This is a genomic window from Streptomyces nogalater (genome assembly GCF_039532885.1).
Lineage (GTDB): Bacteria > Actinomycetota > Actinomycetes > Streptomycetales > Streptomycetaceae > Streptomyces > Streptomyces nogalater.
This window is the reverse complement of sequence record NZ_BAAASM010000029.1, coordinates 28,506-52,697: the sequence shown is the minus strand read 5'-3', so window position 1 is coordinate 52,697 and position 24,192 is coordinate 28,506. Positions and strand designations below refer to the sequence as shown.

The 24,192-nt window shown below is 72.0% G+C and carries 20 protein-coding genes and 1 tRNA gene; 17 read left to right on the top strand and 4 right to left on the bottom strand.

The window, feature by feature from the left end; translation table 11 throughout:
• Positions 1–72 precede the first annotated feature (72 nt).
• From ABD350_RS19700 to ABD350_RS19635, 14 genes are all read left to right on the top strand, one after another.
• Positions 73–858 (top strand): SGNH/GDSL hydrolase family protein, encoded by a 786-nt coding sequence (locus tag ABD350_RS19700; protein ID WP_344349505.1) that lies wholly within the window; start codon positions 73–75, stop codon positions 856–858.
• Between the two features lie 688 nt (positions 859–1,546).
• Positions 1,547–2,713: an MBL fold metallo-hydrolase gene (locus tag ABD350_RS19695; protein ID WP_344349496.1), complete on the top strand. Its 1,167-nt coding sequence runs from the start codon at positions 1,547–1,549 to the stop codon at positions 2,711–2,713.
• A 503-nt stretch (positions 2,714–3,216) separates the two neighbouring features.
• On the top strand, positions 3,217–5,529 hold the full coding sequence (locus ABD350_RS19690; protein WP_344349495.1) for a sensor histidine kinase: 2,313 nt from the start codon (positions 3,217–3,219) through the stop codon (positions 5,527–5,529).
• A 95-nt stretch (positions 5,530–5,624) separates the two neighbouring features.
• Complete coding sequence (locus tag ABD350_RS19685) at positions 5,625–6,059, top strand: roadblock/LC7 domain-containing protein (RefSeq protein WP_344349494.1); 435 nt, start codon at positions 5,625–5,627, stop codon at positions 6,057–6,059.
• Positions 6,060–6,061: 2 nt separating this feature from the next.
• Positions 6,062–6,433 carry a DUF742 domain-containing protein gene (locus tag ABD350_RS19680; RefSeq protein ID WP_344349492.1) on the top strand — a complete coding sequence of 124 codons (372 nt, stop codon included), beginning with the start codon at positions 6,062–6,064 and terminating at the stop codon, positions 6,431–6,433.
• Positions 6,411–7,010 (top strand): GTP-binding protein, encoded by a 600-nt coding sequence (locus ABD350_RS19675; RefSeq protein WP_344349491.1) that lies wholly within the window; start codon positions 6,411–6,413, stop codon positions 7,008–7,010. Before ABD350_RS19680 ends, ABD350_RS19675 begins: the two co-directional genes overlap by 23 nt.
• Positions 7,011–7,071: 61 nt before the next feature.
• Positions 7,072–7,644, top strand: coding sequence for a GAF domain-containing protein (locus ABD350_RS19670; protein WP_344349490.1), 573 nt, complete (start codon positions 7,072–7,074; stop codon positions 7,642–7,644).
• Between the two features lie 219 nt (positions 7,645–7,863).
• Positions 7,864–8,892, top strand: coding sequence for an L-threonine 3-dehydrogenase (gene tdh, locus ABD350_RS19665; protein ID WP_344349489.1), 1,029 nt, complete (start codon positions 7,864–7,866; stop codon positions 8,890–8,892).
• Between the two features lie 36 nt (positions 8,893–8,928).
• Positions 8,929–10,122 (top strand): glycine C-acetyltransferase, encoded by a 1,194-nt coding sequence (locus tag ABD350_RS19660; RefSeq protein ID WP_344349488.1) that lies wholly within the window; start codon positions 8,929–8,931, stop codon positions 10,120–10,122.
• A gap of 31 nt (positions 10,123–10,153) precedes the next feature.
• A complete protein-coding gene (locus tag ABD350_RS19655) occupies positions 10,154–11,056 on the top strand; it encodes a LysR family transcriptional regulator (protein WP_344349487.1) in 903 nt (300 codons plus the stop codon).
• A 46-nt stretch (positions 11,057–11,102) separates the two neighbouring features.
• Positions 11,103–11,669, top strand: coding sequence for a helix-turn-helix domain-containing protein (locus ABD350_RS19650; RefSeq protein WP_344349486.1), 567 nt, complete (start codon positions 11,103–11,105; stop codon positions 11,667–11,669).
• Positions 11,666–12,199, top strand: a complete 534-nt coding sequence (locus ABD350_RS19645) for a GNAT family N-acetyltransferase (protein ID WP_344349485.1) — start codon at positions 11,666–11,668, stop codon at positions 12,197–12,199. The genes ABD350_RS19650 and ABD350_RS19645 overlap by 4 nt, the downstream gene beginning before the upstream one ends.
• A 30-nt stretch (positions 12,200–12,229) precedes the next feature.
• Positions 12,230–12,589 (top strand): MmcQ/YjbR family DNA-binding protein, encoded by a 360-nt coding sequence (locus ABD350_RS19640; protein WP_344349484.1) that lies wholly within the window; start codon positions 12,230–12,232, stop codon positions 12,587–12,589.
• A 193-nt stretch (positions 12,590–12,782) separates the two neighbouring features.
• Complete coding sequence (locus tag ABD350_RS19635; protein ID WP_344349483.1) at positions 12,783–14,099, top strand: MFS transporter; 1,317 nt, start codon at positions 12,783–12,785, stop codon at positions 14,097–14,099.
• 208 nt (positions 14,100–14,307) lie between these two features.
• Here the strand turns inward: ABD350_RS19635 and ABD350_RS19630 are convergent, their stop codons facing one another.
• Together ABD350_RS19630 and ABD350_RS19625 are read right to left on the bottom strand one after the other, a co-directional pair.
• A complete protein-coding gene (locus ABD350_RS19630; RefSeq protein ID WP_344349482.1) occupies positions 14,308–15,228 on the bottom strand; it encodes a transketolase family protein in 921 nt (306 codons plus the stop codon).
• A gap of 32 nt (positions 15,229–15,260) precedes the next feature.
• Positions 15,261–15,968 (bottom strand): transketolase, encoded by a 708-nt coding sequence (locus tag ABD350_RS19625; RefSeq protein ID WP_344349481.1) that lies wholly within the window; start codon positions 15,966–15,968, stop codon positions 15,261–15,263.
• A gap of 126 nt (positions 15,969–16,094) precedes the next feature.
• On the opposite strand from ABD350_RS19625, the gene ABD350_RS19620 reads away from it, so the two are divergent.
• Positions 16,095–16,168 (top strand) — tRNA-Pro (locus ABD350_RS19620).
• A gap of 668 nt (positions 16,169–16,836) precedes the next feature.
• On the opposite strand, the gene ABD350_RS19615 is transcribed toward ABD350_RS19620, so the two are convergent.
• Both ABD350_RS19615 and ABD350_RS19610 read right to left on the bottom strand, forming a co-directional pair.
• On the bottom strand, positions 16,837–17,052 hold the full coding sequence (locus tag ABD350_RS19615) for a hypothetical protein (RefSeq protein ID WP_344349479.1): 216 nt from the start codon (positions 17,050–17,052) through the stop codon (positions 16,837–16,839).
• Positions 17,053–17,264: 212 nt separating this feature from the next.
• The gene (locus tag ABD350_RS19610; protein WP_344349478.1) at positions 17,265–17,690 is read right to left on the bottom strand and encodes a helix-turn-helix transcriptional regulator; all 426 of its coding nucleotides are present in this window, start codon (positions 17,688–17,690) and stop codon (positions 17,265–17,267) included.
• A 2,462-nt stretch (positions 17,691–20,152) separates the two neighbouring features.
• Between ABD350_RS19610 and ABD350_RS19605 the strand changes: the two genes are divergently transcribed.
• Both ABD350_RS19605 and ABD350_RS19600 read left to right on the top strand, forming a co-directional pair.
• Positions 20,153–21,613, top strand: a complete 1,461-nt coding sequence (locus tag ABD350_RS19605; RefSeq protein ID WP_344349477.1) for a sigma-70 family RNA polymerase sigma factor — start codon at positions 20,153–20,155, stop codon at positions 21,611–21,613.
• Between the two features lie 180 nt (positions 21,614–21,793).
• On the top strand, positions 21,794–24,178 hold the full coding sequence (locus ABD350_RS19600) for a non-reducing end alpha-L-arabinofuranosidase family hydrolase (RefSeq protein ID WP_344349476.1): 2,385 nt from the start codon (positions 21,794–21,796) through the stop codon (positions 24,176–24,178).
• Positions 24,179–24,192: the final 14 nt, after the last annotated feature.

Below are 24,192 nucleotides of genomic sequence, written 5' to 3'. Positions count from 1 at the left end.
GTCGCGTAGGTCACATCCGAAGGTGAATCATGGTCCGACGTGGCAGACGATTCGAAGAGTGACAGCAGATCAGTGATCGGGTCGTACGTGGCGGTGGGGGACAGCTTCACCGAGGGCGTCGGCGACCCCGGGCCCGACGGGGCGTTCGTGGGCTGGGCCGACCGGTTCGCGGTGCTGCTCGCCGACCGGCGTCCCGAGGGCGACTTCCAGTACACCAACCTCGCCGTGCGCGGGAAGCTGCTGGACCAGATCGTGGCCGACCAGGTCCCGCGCGCCGTCGACCTGGCACCCGACCTGGTCTCCTTCTGCGCGGGGGGCAACGACATCATCCGTCCGGGCACCGACCCCGACGAGGTGGCCGAACGCTTCGAACGGGCCGTGGCCCGGCTGACCGCGGCCGCCGGCACGGTGATGGTGACGACCGGCTTCGACACCCGTGGCGTACCCCTGTTGAAGCACCTGCGCGGCAAGATCGCCACGTACAACGGGCACGTCCGCGCCATCGCCGACCGGTACGGCTGCCCCGTGCTCGACCTGTGGTCCCTGAGGTCCGTGCAGGACCGCCGGGCCTGGGACAGCGACCGCCTGCACCTCTCGCCCGAAGGGCACACGCGCGTGGCGCTGCGGGCCGGACAGGTCCTCGGCCTCGACGTACCGGCCGACCCCGAGCAGCCGTGGCCGCCGCTGCCGCCCCGGGGCACCCTGGAGGTCCGTCGCGACGACGTCCACTGGGCGCGCGAGTTCCTCGTGCCCTGGATCGGGCGCCGGCTGCGCGGCGAGTCCTCCGGCGACCATGTGACCGCCAAGGGCACGCTCTCCCCGGACGACATCAAGATGCGCATCGCCTCCGTGGCCTGACGCCGCCGGCCCCGCCCCGGACCGCCCGCACGGGCGGCCCGGGACGCGGCCCGCGTCCCTCACCGACCGCGCAACGCCCGCCGCGGCGAGCCCGGTTCGCGAGCGAGGGCGTCGTCTGCCCACTCGGCACGCCGTACCGGGGCACCGTCCCGGATGCGGCATCAGCCGCACCGCCGTTCCGTCTCGCCGGCGCGGCCGGCCGCGGAACCTCACCGACCGGCCCCGCGCACACGGACGACGCCTACGACCTCACCGTGCACCGGCCTGACCGGCGGGGGCGCGTGTACGTGAACGCACCGCAGGGCCGCGCGCACGGGAACGTCGGCCGGACTCGCGCGCGCGTGGCGAGCGGCCCCGCGCGGGGCCGCACCGACCGATTCACACGGGCTGCTCCGACCGACCCGCACGGGCTCGCTCCGGCCGTCCAGTACGAGGCCGCACCGGCTGACCCGCGCGGGCTTGCTCCGGCCGTCCCGCGCGGGCCCGTACCGGCCGCCACGGCTTTCGTCTCGGTCCGCCCGATGACGGCGGCCCCGGCCCCGGTCGCTCCCGTGGCCGGCCGCCGAAACCGCGGGAGCCGGACGGGCCTTCGGCGGCGGCAGGGCGCGAGGAGGGCACCCCGCCCTGTCCGGGCTGTCGGAGGCCCCGACCATAATGGGGGCCTCACCCCACTCCACCGGGAGGTACCGTGACCGGTTTGCGTTCTCCGGGCTCCGGGCCGCGTGCCCTGCGGCCCGCCGCCTTCGGCGCGGAACCGGGCGGCGCCCGCCTGGCACGCATCCGCCGCTCGCCGCACTTCAGGGACGGCGTCTTCCAGAACCCCGGCGGCCCCGCCCGCACCCGGCCGAGCGCCTCGGCACTGGACCTCGCCAAGGTGTTCCTCGACAAGGACACCCGGCCGCTGCGCTCGCCCGGCGGCACCGTCCCGGTGCACCCCACCACCTTCGCCGACCTGGCCGAGCCGCCCGCCACCGGACTGCGGCTGACCTGGATGGGCCACTCCAGCGTGCTCGCCGAGGTCGACGGCCACCGCGTGCTGTTCGACCCCGTCTGGGGCGAGCGCTGCTCCCCGTTCCCCTTCGCCGGTCCCAAGCGGCTGCATCCCGCCCCGCTGCCGCTGGCCGCGCTCGGCCCGGTCGACGTCGTCGTCATCTCGCACGACCACTACGACCACCTGGACCTGCCCACCATCAAGGCGCTGGCCGGCACGGACACCCTGTTCGCCGTGCCGCTCGGCGTCGGCGCCCACCTGGAGCACTGGGGCGTCTCCCCGGACCGGCTGCGCGAACTGGACTGGCACGAGTCCACCCGGATCGGCGGACTCACCCTCACCGCCACCCCGGCCCGCCACTTCTGCGGCCGGGGGCTGCGCAACACCCAGCACACCCTCTGGGCGTCCTGGGCCGTCGCCGGCGAGGAGCACCGGATCTATCACAGCGGCGACACCGGCTACTTCGACGGTTTCCGGGAGATCGGCGCCGCGCACGGCCCGTTCGACGCCACGATGATCCAGATCGGGGCGTACAGCGAGTTCTGGCCCGACATCCACATGACTCCCGAGGAGGGCCTGCGCGCCCACCTCGACCTGCAGGGCGGGGCACCGCACGGCGCGCTGCTGCCGATCCACTGGGGCACCTTCAACCTCGCCCCGCACCCCTGGGCGGAACCGGGGGAGTGGACCAAGGAGGTCGCCGAGGAGGCCGGCCAGGCGGTGGCCCTGCCCCGTCCGGGCGAGCCCTTCGAACCCGCCGGAAAACTGCCGGCGGAGGCCTGGTGGCGGCATGTCTCGGGCGACGTCCGGCGCACCTGGCGCGCGACCGGCGCCCTCGTGGCGGAGCCGCCGGCACGGGGCTGAGCGGAGCCGCCGGTACGGGGCCGGGCGGGGCCCTGGGTTCGGCACCGGCGATTCAAGGCCAAGGCGACCACTCTCGGTGACATTCGCCAGGGCGGCCCCCAGGGGGGAGGCGGCCCGGCGAACGTCCGAGGCGCACTGGCGTTCGCGCGTTCACACCTGACGGGGGGCGGCGGGCCGATCCGGCCCGCCGCCCCCCGTCGTGCCTTCTGATCGCCTCCGACCAGGTCGCACCGGTCTCCTTCGCCCCGGACGCGGAAATCTCGGCCGTCTTATCGGTCTGTCGTACGGCTCCTCATACCAGAGCGGGACGCTGCGCGGGGGACTTTGTCAACTGCCCACCACACAGGATGCGCGGACAACTACTGTGAGTGTCCGTCGGGTGGCGTGCGGCCGGATTCGGTCCCGCCGGCCGACGTCGCGATGACGCGTGCCCGCATCGACGCATGCCCGCAGCGCGCACCGCACTTGGATCCCAGGCCCGACGGACCAGTACGAGGACGCAGATGTCTCACCTCCGAGCGCCGGCCGCCCGCGCCGACCGTCGCGAGGGCGGCCGGCACGGGCGGCCGGTCGCCCGACCCGCTCCCGCACTGCCCGAGACGCACATACGGCCCCAGTTGATGCGGCTCGCCGTCCTGCCGCCCCTCGCGGTCGCGCTCGGCGCCGGCGCCGCGGTGCTGTTCAGCGTCCGCTCCGCCGGGGCGCACACCGGGCCCCTGCTGTGGGCCATGGTCGCCGGAGCGGCGGGCGTGACCGTCGCCGGCATCCTGATCGCCGCCGTGGCGGCCGACCGTGCCGCCCGTTCGATCGCCGACCGCGTCGACGCGCTCCGGCGCACCGCCGCGCGCGTCGAGGCCGACCTGCACGCCCTGGTCGACGGGCTCCGGCAGGGCGAGACCCCGCCGCAGCGCGGCCGGCGCCGCGGCCCCCCCGCGGACGCCGACGATTTCGAGCTGCTCGCCGCCGACCTGGCCCGCGCGTACGACGGCGCCGTCACCGCCGTCGTCCGGGCCGCCCAGCTCTCCAGCCAGACGGGCAGCGAGCAGAAGCTGGAGGTGTTCGTCAATCTCGCGCGCCGGCTTCAGTCGCTCGTGCACCGGGAGATCCTGATCCTCGACGACCTGGAGAACGACATCGAGGATCCCGACCTGCTCAAGGGCCTCTTCCACGTCGATCACCTGGCCACCCGCATCCGGCGGCACGCCGAGAACCTCGCCGTGCTCGGGGGCGCCGTCTCCCGCCGCCAGTGGAGCAACCCGGTCAGCATGACCGAGGTGCTGCGCTCCGCCATCGCCGAGGTCGAGCAGTACTCCCGAGTCAAACTGGTACCGCCCGTCGAGGGCGAGCTGCGCGGCCACGCCGTCGCCGACGTCATCCACCTGCTCGCCGAACTCATCGAGAACGCCACGGTGTTCTCCGCCCCGCACACCCAGGTGCTGCTCCGCGCCGGCCTCGTCACCTCCGGGCTCGCCGTGGAGGTCGAGGACCGCGGACTGGGCATGCCCGTCACCGAGCAGCACCGGATGAACGCCCTGCTCGCCGACCCCGACCAGGTCAACGTCGCCAGCCTGCTGGCCGACGGCCGCATCGGCCTCTACGTCGTCTCCCAGCTCGCCCGCCGGCACGGCATCCACGTGCGGCTGCAGACCAACATCTACGGCGGTGTGCAAGCTGTTCTCGTCGTCCCTCAGGCGCTGTTGGGCCAGGAACGGGCCGTGCCGGGCACGGACACGGGTGCCGCCGCGGGACCGGGACCGGGACTGGAACCGGAATCGGGCGAGCACAAGAGCGCGGGCGCGGGCGCGGGCATGGACATGGGCACCGAGTCCACCGCCGTGCCGCAGCCCCGGATGCCGGCGTCCGTGCCCTCGTCCGGGGGCGCGAGCCGGGACACGGACGGGCAGGGAGCCGGGGGCGGCGCGGGAAACGGTTCCGCGCCGGCCACCGGCACGGGGACCGGCGGCACCGATGCCGTCACCGACGCCGTGACCGGGTTCCGGGACGGCGCCGGGAACGCAACCGAGGCCGACGCCGGGACCGGTGCCGGACAGGTGCCGGGCACCGGGCGGCGGCGGCACGCGCAGCGCGGCTCCGGGCGGCACAACGCCGACGGTACGGGCGGACGCCAGGGCGGCGGCGCCCTGCCCCCGCTGCCGGTTCGCGGTACCCATGGGGCACGGCCCAACCCCGCCGACGCCGTACCCGGCGTCAGCGCCGAGGACCGGCCGGTGGTGGAGGCACACGCGGGTCTGCTGCCCACCCCGCGCGTCGACATGGTGCGCGACCTCTCCGACACCATGGACAAGCCCCGGCTGCCCCGCAGGCGCGCCCAGGAGCACATCGCGTCCCAACTGCGCGGCGGCCCGACACCCCGTCAGGACGCCGGCGCCGCAGCCGGCCACGACCCCGGCCTGATGGCCGCCTTCCAGCGCGGGATCGGACTCGCCGAGGCCCAGCACATGGACGCACTCCACATGGACGCTGCGCACACGGCGGCCCACCACACAGCCTCCGCCCACATGGCCCCCGAGCACAGGACCCGTGACCACATGGGCGCACCCGACACGGCTTCCTCCCACATGGCCCCAGACCACATGAGCCCATCCGACATGAGCCCATCCGACATGAGCCCATCCGACATGGGCGCACCCGGCATGGGCGCACCCGACATGGGCCCCGACCACATGGACCCGGACCACACCACCCCCAAGCAACTACCGGCTCCAGCCCCCATACCCCCCGCTCATGACCACGTGCCCGTGTCGGACGGCGCTCGCGGTACCGGCCGAGCCGACGGGAGCCCCCCGGCCGGATGACCGTACCCGTCCCCACCCCAAGTCCCGCCCCCGCACGTCGTACCCCCGCCCCCAGCGCTCCCGCAGATCTTCGTACCCCAAGGAGTCGATCCACCATGGCGAGCGATGCGCCGACCGTCCCCGCATCCGACCTCGACTGGCTGCTGAGCGGCCTCGTGCAGCGCGTACCGCACACCACCAGCGCGGTGCTCCTCTCCTCCGACGGGCTGGTGAAGTCCGTACACGGCCTGGACGCCGACAGCGCCGACCACATGGCGGCCCTGGCCTGCGGCCTGTACTCCCTCGGCCGCAGCGCGGGCGTCCGCTTCGGTGACGGCGGCGACGTGCGTCAGGTCGTGGTCGAACTCGATGCGACGCTGCTCTTCGTCACCACCGCCGGCTCCGGCACCTGTCTCGCCGTGCTGGCCGGCCGCGAGGCCGACGCCGCGGTGCTCGGCTACGAGATGGCGATGCTGGTCAAGAGCGTGCGCCCCTACCTGGTGACCGCCCCCCGGCAGCAGACCGCGGACCCCGCGGCGACGAGGCCTTGAGCGTGGCCGCAGCCGGCGACGACCCCTGGCTGGACGAAGCGGCCGGGCGGCTGGTGCGGCCGTTCACGGTCAGCAACGGCCGTACCGAGCCCAGCATCGCCCTCGACCTGATGTCGCAGGTGATGGCCACCGGCGTCACCCCGCTCGGCTACCTCGGTCCCGAGCACGCGCAGGCCCTCGACCTGTGCCGCGCGCCCGTCTCGGTCGCCGAGGTCGCCGCCCAGCTGAGGCTGCCCGCAGTGGTCACCAAGGTGCTGCTGTCGGACCTGGTCGACTGCGGTGCCCTGACCACCAAGCCGCCCGCCTACCACCACACCCCCACTGACCGGTCTCTGCTGGAGGCAGTGCTCGATGGACTACGACGACAGCTCTGACCCGTTCCCCACCGCGCTCAAGATCCTGGTCGCGGGCGGGTTCGGGGTCGGTAAGACGACCTTCGTGGGCGCGGTCAGCGAGATCGCGCCGCTCAGCACGGAGGAGCTGCTCACCACGGTCGGCGTCGGCACGGACAGTCTCGACGGGGTCGAGAACAAGATGGAGACCACCGTCGCCATGGACTTCGGCCGCATCTCCCTCGACCCGGAACACGTGCTGTACCTGTTCGGCACGCCGGGGCAGGAGCGGTTCTGGTTCATGTGGGACGAACTGTCGGAGGGCGCGCTCGGCGCGGTGATCCTCGCCGACACCCGCCGCCTCCAGGACTGCTTCGCCGCCGTCGACTTCTTCGAGGAGCGCGGTCTCGCCTTCATCGTCGCCGTCAACGAGTTCGACGGCGCCCACCGCTACGAACCCGACGAGGTGCGCACCGCCATCGACCTCGGCCCGGAGATCCCGGTGGTGCGCTGCGACGCACGGATTTCCAGCTCCGGCGTCCAGACCCTGCTCACCCTCGTACGTCATCTGCTGGCCCTCGCCCCGGCTGTCACCCCCAGCCAGGGCGCCCCCATGTGATCCCGACCCACCGTCCACGGAGTCCCTATATGAGGTACACCCACAGCGCCGGAGCCCGGCGATGAGCTACGAGCCGCCCCGGCCGGTCCGGGGTCTGCTGCTCACCCCCGAGGACAGGGAGGCCCCCGCCCGTGTCCACCGGCTGCGCCGGCTGGGCCTCGCGGGCCGCCCCGACCCCGCGCTCGACGCCTTCGCCGGCCACCTCGCCCGGCTCACCGGCGCCGGCTACGCCATGGTCAACTTCGTCGGCGAGGACCACCAGTTCTTCGCGGGCCTGAGCACCCCCGCCGCCCCCGTCGTCCGGGAGGACGGCAGCAGGGCCGAGATGGGCCGGGTGCTGCCGCGCGACCATGGGTTCTGCCCCCATGTGGTGGTACGACACAAGGCGCTGGTCCTGGACGACGTCCGTGACTATCCGCGGTTCGCGGGCAACCCGGTCGTCGACGAGTTCGGCATCCGCTCCTATCTCGGCGCCCCGCTCATCGACAGTTCCGGCATGGCGCTCGGCACGGTGTGTGCCGCCGACACATCCCCGCGCGCCTGGGGCAGGGCCGGCCTGGACACCATCAAGGCACTGGCCGCCGATCTCGTCGTACGTCTCGAACAGAGCGCGCGGGACGGCCTGCCCCTGTGAGGCCCCGCCCCGCCGGGACAGGGCTCAACGACGGCGTGGCGCCCGGGACATGGGGGAGACCTGCGGGGCCTGTAGGAAACCTGAGGCGCCGGTTAAGAAAAGCTCGATGGACCCCGGCGCGCGCATAGGGCAGATTGCGGGGTGATTCCACCCCTCTGACCCGGTGCGGGCTCCTTCGGCATGCCCGCGGGCCGGGCCTCACCCACAGGAGCCGTAGCGTTGAAGGCGCTGGTCAAGGAGAAGGCGGAGCCGGGACTCTGGCTGACGGACGTCCCGGAGCCCGCCATCGGCCCCGGTGACGTCCTCATCAAGGTCATGCGGACCGGTATCTGCGGCACCGACCTGCACATCCGGGCCTGGGACGGCTGGGCCCGGCAGACCATCCGCACCCCGCTCGTGGTCGGGCACGAGTTCGTCGGGCAGGTCGTGGAGACCGGCCGGGATGTGACCGACGTCCGCGTCGGCGACCGGGTCAGCGGCGAGGGCCACCTGGTGTGCGGCAAGTGCCGCAACTGCCTGGCCGGCCGCCGCCACCTGTGCCGGGCCACCGTCGGCCTCGGCGTCGGCCGCGACGGCGCGTTCGCCGAGTACGTGGCCCTGCCCGCGTCCAACGTCTGGGTGCACCGGATCCCCGTCGACCTCGACGTGGCCGCGATCTTCGACCCGTTCGGCAACGCGGTGCACACCGCGCTGTCCTTCCCGCTGGTCGGCGAGGACGTCCTGATCACCGGCGCCGGACCGATCGGCCTGATGGCCGCCGCCGTGGCCCGGCACGCCGGCGCCCGCAACGTCGTCGTCACCGACGTCAGCGAGGAGCGCCTGGACCTGGCCCGCAAGATCGGGGTGAGCCTCGCCCTGAACGTCGCCGGGAACACCATCGCCGACGGCCAGCGTGAACTGGGCCTGCGCGAGGGCTTCGACATCGGCCTGGAGATGTCCGGCCGCCCCGAGGCCATGCGCGACATGATCGCCAACATGACCCACGGCGGCCGGATCGCCATGCTCGGCCTGCCCGCCGAGGAGTTCCCCGTCGACTGGGCCCGGATCGTCACCTCGATGATCACCATCAAGGGCATCTACGGCCGCGAGATGTTCGAGACCTGGTACGCGATGTCGGTGCTGCTGGAGGGCGGTCTCGACCTCGCCCCCGTGATCACCGGCCGGTACGGCTACCGCGACTTCGAGGCCGCCTTCGCCGACGCGGCGAGCGGCAAGGGCGGCAAGGTCATCCTCGACTGGACCGTCTGACCCCCTTCCACCGCGAGCACCTTCAGGAGCCCCCCCATGTTCGACAGCGTCCGCGACGACCTGCGCGCCACCCTCGACGAGATCCGCGCCGCCGGCCTGCACAAGCCCGAGCGGGTCATCGGCACCCCGCAGTCCGCGACCGTGAACGTCACCGCCGGCGGCCGTCCCGGCGAGGTCCTCAACTTCTGCGCCAACAACTACCTCGGGCTCGCCGACCACCCCGAGGTGATCGCCGCCGCCCACGAGGCCCTGGACCGCTGGGGCTACGGCATGGCCTCCGTCCGCTTCATCTGCGGCACCCAGGAGGTGCACAAGGAGCTGGAGGCCAGGCTGTCGGCGTTCCTCGGCCAGGAGGACACCATCCTGTACTCCTCCTGCTTCGACGCCAACGGCGGTGTCTTCGAGACGCTGCTCGGCGAACAGGACGCGGTGATCTCCGACGCCCTCAACCACGCCTCCATCATCGACGGCATCCGGCTGTCCAAGGCCCGCCGGTTCCGGTACGCCAACCGCGACCTCGCGGACCTGGAGGCCAAGCTGAAGGAGGCGTCCGACGCCCGCCGCCGGCTGATCGTCACCGACGGCGTCTTCTCCATGGACGGCTACGTGGCGCCGCTGCGCGAGATCTGCGACCTCGCCGACCGCTACGACGCGATGGTCATGGTCGACGACTCGCACGCCGTCGGCTTCGTCGGCCCGACCGGCCGGGGCACCCCCGAACTCCACGGCGTCATGGACCGCGTCGACATCATCACCGGCACCCTCGGCAAGGCCCTCGGCGGCGCTTCCGGCGGCTATGTCGCCGCCCGCGCCGAGATCGTCGCCCTGCTGCGCCAGCGCTCCCGCCCCTACCTGTTCTCCAACACCCTCGCCCCGGTGATCGCCGCCGCCTCCCTGAAGGTCCTCGACCTGCTGGAGTCCGCCGACGACCTGCGTGTCCGGCTGGCCGAGAACACGGCGCTGTTCCGCCGCCGGATGACCGAGGAGGGTTTCGACATCCTCCCCGGGGACCACGCCATCGCCCCCGTCATGATCGGCGACGCGGCGCAGGCGGCCCGCATGGCCGAGCTGCTGCTGGAGCGCGGGGTGTACGTGATCGGGTTCTCCTACCCGGTCGTCCCCCAGGGCCAGGCCCGCATCCGGGTCCAGCTGTCCGCCGCGCACTCCACGGACGACGTGCACCGCGCGGTGGACGCGTTCGTCGCCGCGCGCGCCGAACTGGCGGCCTGACCAGGCCGGACGAGCTGGGATAATCGGGGACATGATCGAGGCACGGCGGCTCCACATCCTCCGTGCGGTGGCCGACCACCGCACGGTCACCGCGGCGGCCGCCGCGCTGTATCTCACGCCCTCCGCCGTCTCCCAGCAGCTGACGGCCCTGGAGCAGGAGACCGGCCACCGCCTGGTGGAGCGCGGCGCCAAGGGCGTACGGCTCACCCCGGCCGGCGAGATCCTGCTCAGCCACACCAACGCGGTCCTCGCCCAGCTGGAGCGGGCGGAGGCCGAGCTGGCCGCCTACGGCTCGGGCGAGGCGGGCACGGTCACCGTGGCGGCCTTCGCGACCGGCATCGCCCAGGTCGTGGCCCCGGCGGTGGCCCGCCTCGCCGGCAAGGCGCCCGGCATACGGATCCGGGTGCGGGACGCGGAGGGCGACGCCAGCCTGCCCATGGTCCTGGACCGGCAGGTGGACGTGGCGGTCGCCGTCGAGTACCGGGGAGCCCCGTCGGCCGACGACCCCCGGCTGACCCATGTCCCGCTCTACGCCGAGCCGTTCGACGCGGTCGTCCCCCTCGGACACCGGCTGGCGGAGGCCCCCGAGGTGCCTCTCGCCGACCTGGCCAAAGACCCCTGGATCGGCCCCTACCCCGGCAATCCCTGCCACGACGTGGTCGTCCTCGCCTGTGAGAGCGCCGGTTTCCAGCCCCGCCTGGAGCACTCCTCCGACGACTTCCGGGCCGTCGTCGCGCTCGCCGCCGCCGACGCGGGCGTGGCCCTCGTACCGCGCTCCGCGCTGTGCGGCATGGACCTCGCCGGTGTGGTCGTACGCCCCGTCGACGGCGTCGCCCCGACCCGCCGCGTCTTCGCCGCCGTACGCCGGGGAGCCGAGGGACATCCGCTGATCCGCCCGGTGCTGGAGGCGCTCGGCGAGGCGGCGCGGACGTGAGGCGTCCGTAACACGGCCGTCTCATATCAGGGTTAGCGTCCCGGATATGAGAAGCGAGGATCCTGTCGATCTCCTCATCGGCGCCCGGCTGGCCGAGCTGCGCGCCGAGCGCGGCTGGTCCCTGGGCGAGCTGGCGGAGCGCAGCGGAGTGAGCCGGTCCACCCTGTCCCGCGCCGAACGCGCGGAGACCAGCCCCACCGCCGCCGTCCTGAACCGGCTCTGCCACGTCTACGGCCGCACCATGTCCCAGCTGCTCGGCGAGGTCGAGGCGGCCCCGGCCCCGCTGGTCCGCGCCGCCGAGCAGCAGGTGTGGCAGGACCGCGCCGCCGGCTTCGTCCGCCGGTCGGTGTCCCCGCCGCACACCGGACTGCGCGGCGAACTGGTCGAGGGCCGGCTCGCCCCGGGCGCGGACCTCGCCTACGACCGCCCGCCCGTACCCGGCCTGGAACAGCACCTGTGGCTGCTCGCCGGGACCCTGGAGGTCACCGTCGGCGAACAGGCCCACCGGCTCGACGAGGGGGACTGCCTGCGGATGCGGGTGACCGGCGCGACCCGGTTTCGCTGCACCGGCCCGGACCCGGCGCGCTACGTCCTGGCGGTGGTACGGCCATGAGGATCGAGAACTGGGACGGCGACCGGATACGCGAGCGGGCCGACGGCCTGGCGGCGCTGCTGACCGACACCGTCGCCTCGGGCGCCTCCGTCGGCTTCCTCGCACCGCTCGGCCACGCCGAGGCGGTCGCCTGGTGGCGGGAGCGGGCGGACGCCGTGGCGACGGGCCGGCTCGCCGTCTGGGCGGCCCTGGACGCCACGGACCGGGTGACCGGCACGGTCGGCCTGGACTTCCCGGGCAAGCCGAACAGCCGGCACCGGGCCGAGCTGGTCAAGCTGATGGTGCACCGGTGCGCGCGCGGCCAAGGGCTCGGCCGCCGGCTCCTGACCACCGCCGAGCGGTCCGCCGCGGCCGACGGGCGCACCCTGCTCCACCTCGACACCGAGACCGGCAGCCCCGCCGAGCGGCTGTACCGCTCGGCCGGCTGGACCGCGGCCGGCACCATCCCCGACTACGCGCTGAGCCCGGCGGGCGAACCACGGCCGACGACGCTGTACTACAAGCGGATCGGTGGCCGGCCCGAAGACTGATTGTCAGTGGCAGGGGCTACCTTGCGTGGCATGCCGGACGCAGAAGACGTACGCCGAATCGCCCTGTCCCTGCCGGACACCACGGAGAAGGTGGCCTGGAACATGCCCACCTTCCGGGTGGCCGGGAAGATGTTCGCGACCCTGCCCGAGGACGAGACGTCCATCGCCGTGCGCTGCCCCAAGGAGGAGCGCGACGAACTGGTGCTGGCCGAGCCCGACAAGTTCTGGATCGCCGGCCACGAGGCCCAGTTCGCCTGGGTGAGAGCGAGACTGGCCGCCCTGGAGGACGAGGCGGAGCTGCACGACATCCTGGCCGACTCCTGGCGCCAGGCCGCCCCGCCCCGACTCCTGGACGCCCACCCCGGATTGGGGCTCCCGTCCGGGGGCTGAAAAACCCCGGCGGAGGCGGGCGGGAGGTGGCATCATCCCGCGACGGGAGCGGCGCGGGGTGGCGACGGCCTGACACCGGCGGACACATCGAAGGCACCAAAGGCATCGAAGTCGTCGAAGACATCGAGGAGTTGAGGACACCGGGGACACCGGGGACGCCGGACGCACCGGTGACGGGGAGGGGAGCACACGGATGACCGGAAGAACGGATGCGCGGCGCGTCCTCGGCGCGCGGCGGGCGCGAGGGGCCGTGGCCGGGGCCCCGGCCGTGTGGTCACGGGACTTCGCGCTGTTCTTCACGGCCCGGGCCGTCGCCCGGCTCGGTGACACCATGCTGCCCGTCGCCCTCGCCGCCGGCCTGCTGCAACACGGGTACGGCGCGGGCGCGGTCGGTGTCGCCATGGCCGCCACCGCCGCCGCGTTCGCCGGCCTGGTCGTCTTCGGCGGGGTCATCGCCGACCGGTTCAGCACCCGCAGGCTGATGATCGGCGCCGACCTCGTCCGGCTCGGCACCCAGTCCCTCGCCGCCGGCCTCTTCTTCGCCGGGCACGTGGTGCTGTGGCAGATCTGCGCCGTCGGCATCGTCAACGGCGTGGCCGGCGCGGTCTTCCAGCCGGGCGTGGCCAGCACCGTGCCCCGCCTCGCCGCGGACGTCCAGGGCGCCAACGGCGCGATACGGATCGCCGAGTCCGCCGCCCAGCTCGCCGGCCCCGCCGTGGCCGGCGTCCTGGTCGGCCTCGCCTCGGCCGGGGGCGTCTTCGCCGCGCACGCCGCCACCTACGCGCTCAGCGCGCTGTGCCTGCTGCTGCTCCGGCTGCCCCCGCTCCCCGCGGGGCCCCGGGCCGCCACCGGCCCCGCCCTGCGCGCCTTCCGCGCCGATCTCGTCGACGGCTGGCGGGAGTTTTGCTCCCGCGCCTGGCTGTGGGGCGTGATCGCCGTCTGGTGCCTGTACATGATCGCCGTCTGGGGTCCGACGGTCCCGCTGGTCGCGACCGAGGTCGTCGGGCAGCACGGCGCGGGCGCCTACGGCCTGGTCAACTCGGCCCTCGGCGCGGGCACGGTGATCGGCGGCCTGCTCGCCCTGCGGCTGCGCCCCCGCCGCATGCTCCGCGCCGGGGCACTGTCCCTCTTCGCCTTCTTCGGCTTCCCGGCGACCGTGGGAGCGGGCCTCGGGGTGCCGGCGATGGCGGCGGGGGCCGCGCTCGCCGGTGCGGGCATGTCGTTCTGGGGCGTGATGTGGGCGACCACCGTGCAGACGCAGGTCCCGGCCGACGTCCTCAACCGCATCCACGCCTACGACGTGGCCGGTTCCCTCGCCATGATGCCCGTCGGCCAGGCCCTGGCCGGACCGGCGGCCGGGGCGTTGGGCACCGGTCACGTCCTGCTGACCGCCGCGGCAGTGAGTCTGATCGTGGCGGTGATCCTGCTGGCGACACCGGCGATACGCGACCTGGTCCGGGCCGAACCGGCCGCGCCCGCCCACGGGGGCCCGCCCGCACCGGCCCACTGAGACCCCGGCCACCCACCGGACACACCACCGGACCTGTCCGCCCACCGGGGCCGGCGATTCCCACGGCCGGGGAGCCCGTATGCCCCTGGCACCCGCCCCCGCGGACCGGACCGTGCCGCCACCGAGCCCCCTGTCCTCACCACCACCGAACCCCCCGCCCTCACCTGCCACCGAGGCCCCAGGCTCACCTGCCCCTGAGCCCCCCGGCTCACCCGCCCACCGGCATCCGGCCGGCTCCCACGAAGCCGCCGATCCGCTCCCGCAGGCTCGCCGCGTCCAGGCCGTGCGCGGCCACATGCTCCTCGACCGTGCCGTAACGGCGCAGTTCACGCCGGCCGACGCCGAGGCCGAGCACCCGGTGCGGCACATCGGACAGCGCCTCGCTGACCGCGGTCGTGGAGGTCCCCGCCAGATACGGCTCGACCAGCACGACGTCCGTACCGGCGGTCTCCGTGGCCCGGCGCAGCCCGGCCGCGTCGAACGGCCGTACCGTCGTCGCGTACAGCACGGTCACGTCCAGGCCCTCCGTGGCGGCGAGGACCGTGTCCAGCAGCGGGCCGACGGCGACCACGACACCCGAGCGGCCCTCCCGGACGGTGACGAAGCGCTGTCCGTCGATCAGCCGCCCCTGTCGGTTCGACTGCACGGACAGCCGTACGTAGACCTTGTCGTCGCCCGCGGCGACCGCGTGCCGCAGCAGTGTCCCGGCCTCGTCCGGATGCCCGGGCACATGCACGGTCCAGCCGTCCAGCGTGTCGAGGAGGGCCACATCGCCCGGAGCCATGTGGGTGAAGCCGCCGGCCGGCCAGTCGAAGGAGGCGGCGGCGCTCACCAGCACCGCGCCCGTGTTCTGATGGCCCAGGTCCAGCTTGACCTGCTCGAACGGCCGCTCCACGAGAAAGCTGGCGAAGGTGTGTACGACGGGCCGCAGCCCGGTGAGCGCCAGTCCTGCCGCCGCCCCGACCAGCAGTTGTTCACGGATGCCGACGTTGATCACCCGGTCGGGATGGCGGCGCATGGCGTCCCGGAAGCCGTCGAGGCCGATCTCGGCGAGGACGACGGCGACCCGCGGGTCCTCCTCCAGCAGCCGGGAGACGACGGGGGCGAAGCGGTCACGCATGGTGTCCATGGAGGTGTGCCCTTTCGGAGAGCGGGGGAGGGTCAGGCGTTCTTCGGCTCGACACGGGCCACGACGACGTGCGGCCGGCCCGGGTGCGGCGCGGTGAACGCCGCGTACAGCGCCGCGTGGTCGCGGCCGTCCACGGTGACGGCGGACCAGCCGGCCGCCTCGAACCGGGCCGCGATCCCGCCGGGCAGCGCGTGACTGGCGGAGGAGTTGTCGATCACGACGGTGTGCAGCCGGTCCAGTCCGGCGGGCCCGGCGAAGGCGATCGCCTCGTGGTTGCTGCCCTCGTCCAGCTCGGCGTCCCCGATCAGCACCCAGACCGCCGGATCGGTCCGGCCCTGGGCACGCAGGCCCAGCGCGGTGCCCACGGCGATCGGCAGCCCGTGCCCGAGCGACCCACTGCCGATCTCGGCACCCGGCACCAGCACCCGGTCCGGGTGGTGTCCGAGCGGGGAGTCGTACGTGCCGAACCCCGGCAGCCACTCCACGGGGACGAAGCCCTTCGCGGCCAGCACGGCGTAGTAGGCCATGGGGCCGTGCCCTTTGCTGAGCAGAAAGCGGTCGCGGGCGGGGTCGGCGCGCCGTTCGGGGGTCACGCGGAGCACCCGGTCGTAGAGCACCCACAGCACGTCGAGGGTGGAGGTGGCGGCGGGGCCGTGCTTTTCGTCGCCGGTCATCAGCCCCATCAGCCGGGTCAGGTCGTCGTAGCCGTACATACGGCGCTGTTCCGTTGAGCTCGTCATACGGTTGATCGTGCAACCTCAACCAAACTTGAGGTCAATGAGGAAAGTGGCGCGCGACCACCGACCCGAGTGCGGTATTGTTTCTCTGCGCGTTCGGCCAGGGAAACCCCAGGTCAGACCGTGCACCGGGACGTGGCGCAGCTTGGTAGCGCACTTGACTGGGGGTCAAGGGGTCGCAGGTTCAAATCCTGTCGTCCCGACTCGTGAGAGTCGCAGGTCAGGGCCGGGTTCGGAGACATCCGAACCCGGCCCTTGATCATTTTTGGGGACCAGTTGGGGACCAGGGCCCGCTTGACCGGTGTCAGCGGGTCATGACGATCGGGCTCGGGAGCGAGCGGGGGGCACGGACCGCGCTGAGGTGCGCGGAGAGTGCTACGCCGGCTGGGGAGCCGTGGCCGGCGATGCGCCGTAGGACGTGGACCGGAACCCCTGCGTGCGTCGGCGAACCAGGTCGGGCCGGTGTGCCGGAGGTCGTGGCGGCGCAGGTGTTCGTAGCCGAGTTTGGTGACCACGTCGTCCCAGTGGCTGGCGTCGCGCAGGACGGTGGTGGAGATGCGTTCGCCGCGCGGGCCGGTGAACTGGCGGGCGTCGGGGTCGGGGCCGGCGGACAGGATGCGCTGGGCGACGACGAGAGGGCGGATCTCCTCGATGATGGGGACCTTGGCGGGCCCGCTTGCCTTTGGTGCCCTTGTCGGTCAGGCCGCTGTCCTGGACGCGGCAGCCTGAGACCTCGCCGATCCGGGCGGCGGTGCACGCGGCGAGGACGACGACGTCTCCCCGCCCGCGGTACTCGTCGTGGGAGGCGGCCACGAGCGCGTCGGCCAGCTGGACGAGGGCGTCCCAGTCGGGCAGGGCCAGCGCACGCGGATCACGGAGTTCGTCCTCGGCCTGCTTGTAGAGCTTCTGCCAGCCGGTGCTGCACGGTCCGGTCGACGACACCGTTGGTGATCAACCGAACGGCGAGGTGCCCGAGGGCAGGAACCACACGCTTTCGCCACCCCGCGAGGTAGGGGTCGAGTGTCTTCAACTCCAGGCCGCGCAGCGCGAGGTCCATGTTCGCCTCGCCGTATTCGGCCAGCGTCATGGTGGCGGTCGACGGAGTCAGGCCGGCTTGGACGGCCTGGACGATGGCCTGGAGCCACTCCTGCGCTTCTTCACTGTTCTTCCCCTCGGGCAGTGACTGGCGACGTTTGGTGGTGGGATCCCACCATCGGACGCGCGCCCGATACGGGGCGGGGCCGGTCGGGGCGGTGTTCGATGTCGGTGGAGATCCGGATGCCGACGGCGATGTTGGTCCTATCGGCCATGGATCCCCTTGGTGGGGGTGGTACGGCGGCTGCGCAGCCATTCCTCGACATCGAGGGCGCTGTACATGACGACACGCTCCGACAGAGCGACGAACGGCGGCCCTTGGGGAGGCCGGGCGGTGCGCCATCGGCGCAGTGTCGAGGCGTCCACCCGGAGACGAGCGGCCAGGTCGCTGGTCGAGTACCAGGCGTTGGTCAGGAGGGGTGCTTGGTCATCGTCGGGGACGGCATGCCGGCGGGGAGATGTGGGTTGTGCTGTGGTCTTCTTCTGGTGATGGGGTTCGGCGTTGGTGCTTGTTGCTATCGGGACAGGCAAGTGCGGGCAATCTCCGGGCAGTACGGAACACCAGGCGGGTCGGTGAAGACTTCGGATGCGGGCGACACGTTCCGGGAACGGAGGCGTGCCGTGCCTCATCGGCAGCAGCGCTGACGCCAGTCACCAACACTCGCGGTTGGGCTCCGAAACGGGCGTTGACCAGATAATCGTCTCCGAATATGCCGGTTTGGCTAACCGGCGATCACGGGCTGTGTTGCCCGGCTGACGCGACATGACCGGGGGTGAAGAGCCAGCCGCTGCGGTCCTCGATCGACCTGTTTCCTATGACGCATCATGTGGAGTGCGTCGCGATCCTGGAGCCTGCCGAAAAGGGTCGCTGACCTGCGGTTTCGGCGGGTGTGCATGATGTGCGCTATGGGCGTTACGGGCGATATCTTGACGCTCGAATGACGCTCTGCGAGGTACCTTGACGCTCGTTCTGATGGGGCATCAGGTGTATCGCGTCGCTGTTCAGACGGTCTGCTGGTTGCGCAGGTGTGGCAAGCTGCCGGGAGAATCGTGGCGACGAGCGCTCCCGCTGAGTCATATGTCCGTTCGAAGGTGGAGTGCGTCTGTTCGCATGTGCGCTGACACCGAAGTGACGAGCTCGTGGAGTTGTTGGCACCCTTGACCACCATCCCTGCGGGTGCGGGGAGCAGGGCCCTCGGCGGGTGTTGGAGCACCCTGCGCTGGGACCATCCCCGCAGCTGCGGGGAGCATCGTCCGTGCCGGCGCGGGGCCGGACCCGCCCGATGCATCTGCAGGCCATCGCGCGTATCCCCTGAACGGGTAGAGGCCACGGTTTCCCAGGCGCGTCGTACGGAGTCGTCGCTAGGAAGAGCACGACCAGTGACCTCCGAAAGGACTCCGTCGTGCGCTTCGCCCGGACCACCGCCGCCGTCGCCGCCGCCCTCGCGGCCCTGCTCGTCCCCGCCACCGCATGCCGTCCCGGCCGCTGACCCCACAGGGCGCGACGCGGGCCAGGCAGTCACCCTGCCGGTGCGCGACGCCCTGGCCGCTCTGCCCGTCCGTGATGGGTACCTGCGCTCGATGCCGCTCGATTTGCTGCTCGCGTGCCCGGCGGACCGCGGCGAGCCAGCGGCGCCGCTGCTCGGCCTTGCGGAGTTCTTCCTCCTGCTGCCGGCGTTCGGCCGCCGCGGCACAGCCTTCCAGATCATGCAGGAGGTGCCCCAGGCGTGCTTCCAGGGCCCACCGTGTGCTGTCGCCGTAGGCGTACCAGGTCCGGTACCGCTGCCGGCAGGCGCACCCAGTTCGAGACGTCCGCTGAACTCGTGGTTGTACTTGGGTACAGGGGCCCGAGAGAAGCGTCGTTGCCGGCTCATCTCCTCAGCGGTCGGCTCGCGCGGCACCTTGGTCGTCCGCTCCCTGTTGGCCAGCGGGAGTGTGCGGCCGCGGATGACGGCGACCATCTCCTGGACGGCCCTGCCGCGACGGTGGACGGTGCGGGTCTCCACCTGATGACGGCGGCGTTCCGCCTCGGTCAGAAGAGCGTGCATGATCCGCAGCGCCCGGTCGGCCTGGACCCGTGACACATGCATCCGAATGACCCCGGGCATCGCGCGGGTGTCGACCACCGTCTTGGACCTGCCGAGGGCCGTACGTGTGGGCCGGACCAGCCGATGAGGACGGCCCAGCACACCGGGTACATCGATCACCGGTACCGGTACCGATTGCGCAGGCTTCTCAGGCTCCTCGCCCAGCAGCGTAAAGATGCAGTCACCACGCTGCCGCCCGGTTCAGCGCAGCTTGTGCCCTTCGGGTACGTGACCGTGATGCACCGCGTCGTACAAGGCCACCCGCCACCTGCCCCGGGTCCGCGGAGCGGGATCTGACACGGTGACCCTCCCAGAGGCCGAGCGCAACCGGGCGATCAGCTCACCCCCCACCGTCTGGAGCCAGAGCGACCTGCCGGGCGTCGCCGGCCAACCGCTCCCGCTCCGCCTGCACCTCCCGGGGAAGCTTGCCTTGCTCGAGGTAGTAGCGGCCGTCCGCAGTGACGACCGTGGTGTGCCCGCTACCGCGCCATGTCCTCTTGATCAGGCCACGCTTGGCTCCACTCGACTCGCTGCGGGGCGGGCTGCCACCCAAAAGCGAGCGAGATCTCGAACACGACATGCTGGGGGTCAGAGCCCCACGCCGACTGACGCGTGGCGGGTTCACGGTGGGCGCACCGACACGACTCATCGGCGTGAGGCTTCGTACCGGGGAGGTGCTGCCGTACTGCCGGGTAGCCATGACATGACACGCCAGATTGCCTGTGCCGGACCAACGTACGGCCGTGACGCTCCGGGTGCCTGCCGGCCCTTATTCGGGACCCGAAAGCCTTTCTGACCTGTTGCTTTACCGCTTGCGCCCAGGGCAACATGTTTTCGATGACGTCGCACGGTGAGTGCGTGGCGATCCTGGAGTCGGCTGAGAAGGGCAATCGACCCGCGCGTCGCGTGATCGTCGCCCCTGGGGGATGACGTCGTGGTCCCCACGGCTAAGGTGTGGCGCCGTACTCGGGGGATCGCTTCCCTGAAGAGATGGGACGGGGGCTCATGGACGCCGATCACGTGAGGCTGGTCGTCGCGGCGCAGCGCGGTGACCAGCGGGCGCGCGAGGTGCTCGTTTCCGCATATCTGCCGTTGTTGTACAACATCATCGGACGGGCGCTGAGCGGCCATGCCGACGTGGACGACGTCGTCCAGGAGACGCTGCTGCGCGCGGTACGCGACCTGCCCGCGCTGCGGGCCCCGGAGAGCTTCCGGTCGTGGCTGGTGTCGATCACGCTCCGGCAGATCAACACGTACTGGCAGCGGCAGCGCACGCTCGCCGACCGGACCACGCTGATCGACGAGGCGCTCCCGGTGCCGGACGCCGCCGCACCTCTGGAGGACACGACGATCCTGCGGCTGCGCATGTCCGACGAGCGCGGGCAGGCGGCCGAAGCCGCCCGTTGGCTCGACGCGGAACACCGGGTGCTCCTTTCGCTGTGGTGGCAGGAGTGCGCCGGGCTGCTCAGCCGCCAGGACATCGCCGACGCGACAGGGGTCAGCGTCTCGCACGCCGGGGTCCGCCTGCAGCGCATGCGCGAGCAACTGGAACTGAGCCGGACGATCGTCGCCGCGCTGGCAGCCGAACCGCGCTGTCCGGGCCTGAGCGCGACCGTCTCCGGCTGGGACGGTGCGCGAACGTCCGTGTGGCGCAAGCGGATCGCCCGGCACACGCGCGACTGCGCGATATGTACGGCGACGGCGGCCGAGCAGATTCCGGCCGAGTTGCTCCTGGCCGGCCTTACGCTGGCCGTGCCGGCGGCACTCGTCGGGGCGCTGATCACGAAGGGTTTGCTGTCGGGTACGACGGCGACGACGGCAGCAGCCGCAAGCGCCACGGGTACGGCGGCAGGGGGCGGCGCTCTGCTGGGCAAGCTGCACGCGGTGACCGCCCATCCGATCGCGACGCTCGCCACCGGCGCGGTGCTCGTCACCGGGACCGCCGCGTATGTCGCCTGGCCCGAACCGGAGCACCGGGTGCCCGGCGCCGTCGCCGGGCCGACGGCCGGTACGACCACCCCGGCTCCGTCGGCCACGCCGTCGCCGCCGGGTTCGGCCGTGGTTCCGTTGGGCGCGCGGTCCCTCGAATCCGTGGACCGGCCCGGCCAATTCCTCGCGTTCGACGGCGACTTCGCGAAGCTCAGCAGCGCCGCGGCCACCTTCACCGTCAGCAGGGGGCTCGTGGACAGCCGGTGTGTCACGTTCCGGGCGGCCGACGGCCGGTACTTGCGCCACCACTACCTGCGGCTGCGCCTGAGCACCGACGACGGCAGCCGCCTGTTCCGGGAGGACGCCACCTTCTGCCCGCGCCCCGGGACGATCGACGGATCGGTGACTCTGCACGCGCACAATTACCCGGGCTCCGCCCTGCGGCCCCGCGACGGATCGATCCGCCTCGACGGCTCCGACGGCACGCGCACCTTCACCGGCCAGGCCTCTTTCGTCGTCCGTGCGCCGCTGACGTGAGAGCCGGGATCCGCTGACTTCGGCACCTCGCCCGCATTACGTTTTTCTGCCGTGAGATGCGTCACTGTGCGGGCGCGCATATTTTTCGTTACGCCGACCCACCTTCCTCAGCCTCCACTTCAGGGGCGCCGCTTCACAGGTGTCCCCCGCTGATCTGTCCCCTGAAGAAGGCCACTCCCCATGACCAGACACACCGACGAACCCCGGAAGGGCCTGCACCGGCTCCGTCGGCCCCGCAGGACGCTGGCGATCGGGCTGACCACCGCCTCCGTGCTGGTGGCCGGTGTCCTCACGCTGCTCCCCGACTCCGCCGGGGCCGCGAGCCTGGGAACCGAGGCTTCCTCGTCGGGCCGGTACTTCGGCACTGCGACAGCCGCAGGGCGGCTGAGCGACTCGACGTACACGTCGATCGCCGACCGGGAGTTCAACATGATCACCCCGGAGAACGAGATGAAGTGGGACGCGGTCGAGCCGTCCCGCGGCAACTTCCGGTTCGCGGCCGCCGACAAGATCGTCAACCGTGCCCTGGAGCGTGGTCAGCGGCTGCGCGGCCACACCACGGTGTGGCACTCGCAGCTGCCGGACTGGGTGAAAACGATCGACGACCCGAGCACGCTGCGCAGCGTCACGAACAACCACATCAAGACCACGATGGGCCGCTACAAGGGCAAGATCTACGCCTGGGACGTCGTCAACGAGGCATTCCAGGACGGCGGCAGCGGCGCGCTGCGCGAGTCGGTGTTCAAGAAGGTGCTCGGCAGCGGCTTCATCGAGGAGGCGTTCCGTACCGCCCGCGCAGCCGACCCGGCCGCGAAGCTCTGCTACAACGACTACAACATCGAAGACTGGTCGGCCGCCAAGACCCAGGGCGTGTACCGCCTGGTCAAGGACTTCAAGGCGCGCGGTGTCCCCATCGACTGCGTCGGCTTCCAGAGTCACTTCGGGGTGGGCGGTCCGCCGGCCAGTTTCAAGACGACCCTCGCCAACTTCGCCGCCCTCGGCGTCGACGTGCAGATCACCGAGCTGGACATCGCCCAGGCCTCTGCTACGCACTACGCGAGTGCGGTCAACGCCTGCCTCGGCGTGAAGCGTTGCACCGGCATCACGGTGTGGGGTGTCCGTGACAGCGACTCGTGGCGCGCGGACGAGAAGCCGCTGCTCTTCGACGCGGCCGGCAAGCCGAAGCCCGCGTACGACGCCGTCAGGAAAGCGTTCGGCGCCGGGGCGGGTTCGACCCCGGCCGCCCCGGGTGACGGCACCGGCCAGATCAAGGGCGTGGCCTCCGGCCGCTGCGTCGACGTCCCCGACTCCTCGGCCGCCAACGGCACTCCGGTACAGCTGTGGGACTGCGGCGGGCAGTCCGACCAGAGCTGGACGTACACCGCCGCCAAGCAGCTGAAGGTGTTCGGCAACAAGTGCCTGGACGCGAAGGCCAAGGGGACGGCGAACGGCACCGAGGTGGTCATCTGGGACTGCAACACCGGCACGAACCAGCAGTGGAACATCAACCCCAACGGTTCGATCTCCGGGGTCCAGTCCGGCAAGTGCCTGGACGCGATCGGCGCGGGCAGCTCCAACGGCACCAAGATCCAGCTGTACACCTGCGCCGGCGTCGACAACCAGAAGTGGACCGCCCCCTCCGGTTCGGCCGGTGGCACGTGCGCGCTGCCGTCCACGTACAAGTGGCGCTCGACCGGCGCTCTCGCGCAGCCCGCGAACGGCTGGGCCTCGCTGAAGGACTTCACCCACGTCCTGTACAACGGCAAGCACCTTGTGTACGGGTCGATGTGGACGGGAGTCTCGTACGGCTCGATGGCGTTCGCCCCGTTCACCGACTGGTCCGGCATGGGGACGGCCGCGCAGACGAAGATGAGCCAGAACGCGGTCGCGCCCACCCTCTTCTACTTCGCGCCGAAGAAGATCTGGGTCCTGACGTACCAGTGGGGGGCCTCGCCCTTCAGCTACCGCACCTCGGCCGACCCGACGAACCCCAACGGCTGGTCCGCGCCGCAGCCCCTGTTCACCGGCAGCCTGGCCGACCCCGGGACCGGTCCGATCGACCAGACGTTGATCGGCGACGACAAGAACATGTACCTCTTCTTCGCCGGTGACAACGGCAAGATCTACCGGGCGTCCATGCCGATCGGAAACTTCCCCGGCAACTTCGGCTCGTCGTACACGACGGTCATGAGCGACACCGTCAAGAACCTCTTCGAGGCACCGCAGGTCTACAAGGTCCAGGGCCAGAACCAGTACCTGATGATCGTCGAGGCGCGGGGCGCCAGCGAGAACCGCTACTTCCGCTCCTTCACGGCGACCAGCCTGAACGGCACGTGGACCCCGCAGGCCGCCACCGAGTCCAACCCCTTCGCGGGAAAGGCCAACAGCGGCGCGACCTGGACCAACGACATCAGCCACGGTGACCTGATCCGCTCCAACCCGGACCAGACCATGACCATCGACCCGTGCCACCTCCAGTTGCTCTACCAGGGCAAGTCCCCGAACTCGGACGCTCCCTACGACGCGCTGCCGTACCGGCCGGGTGTTCTGACCCTGCAGCGCTGAGCCGTTCCACAGAC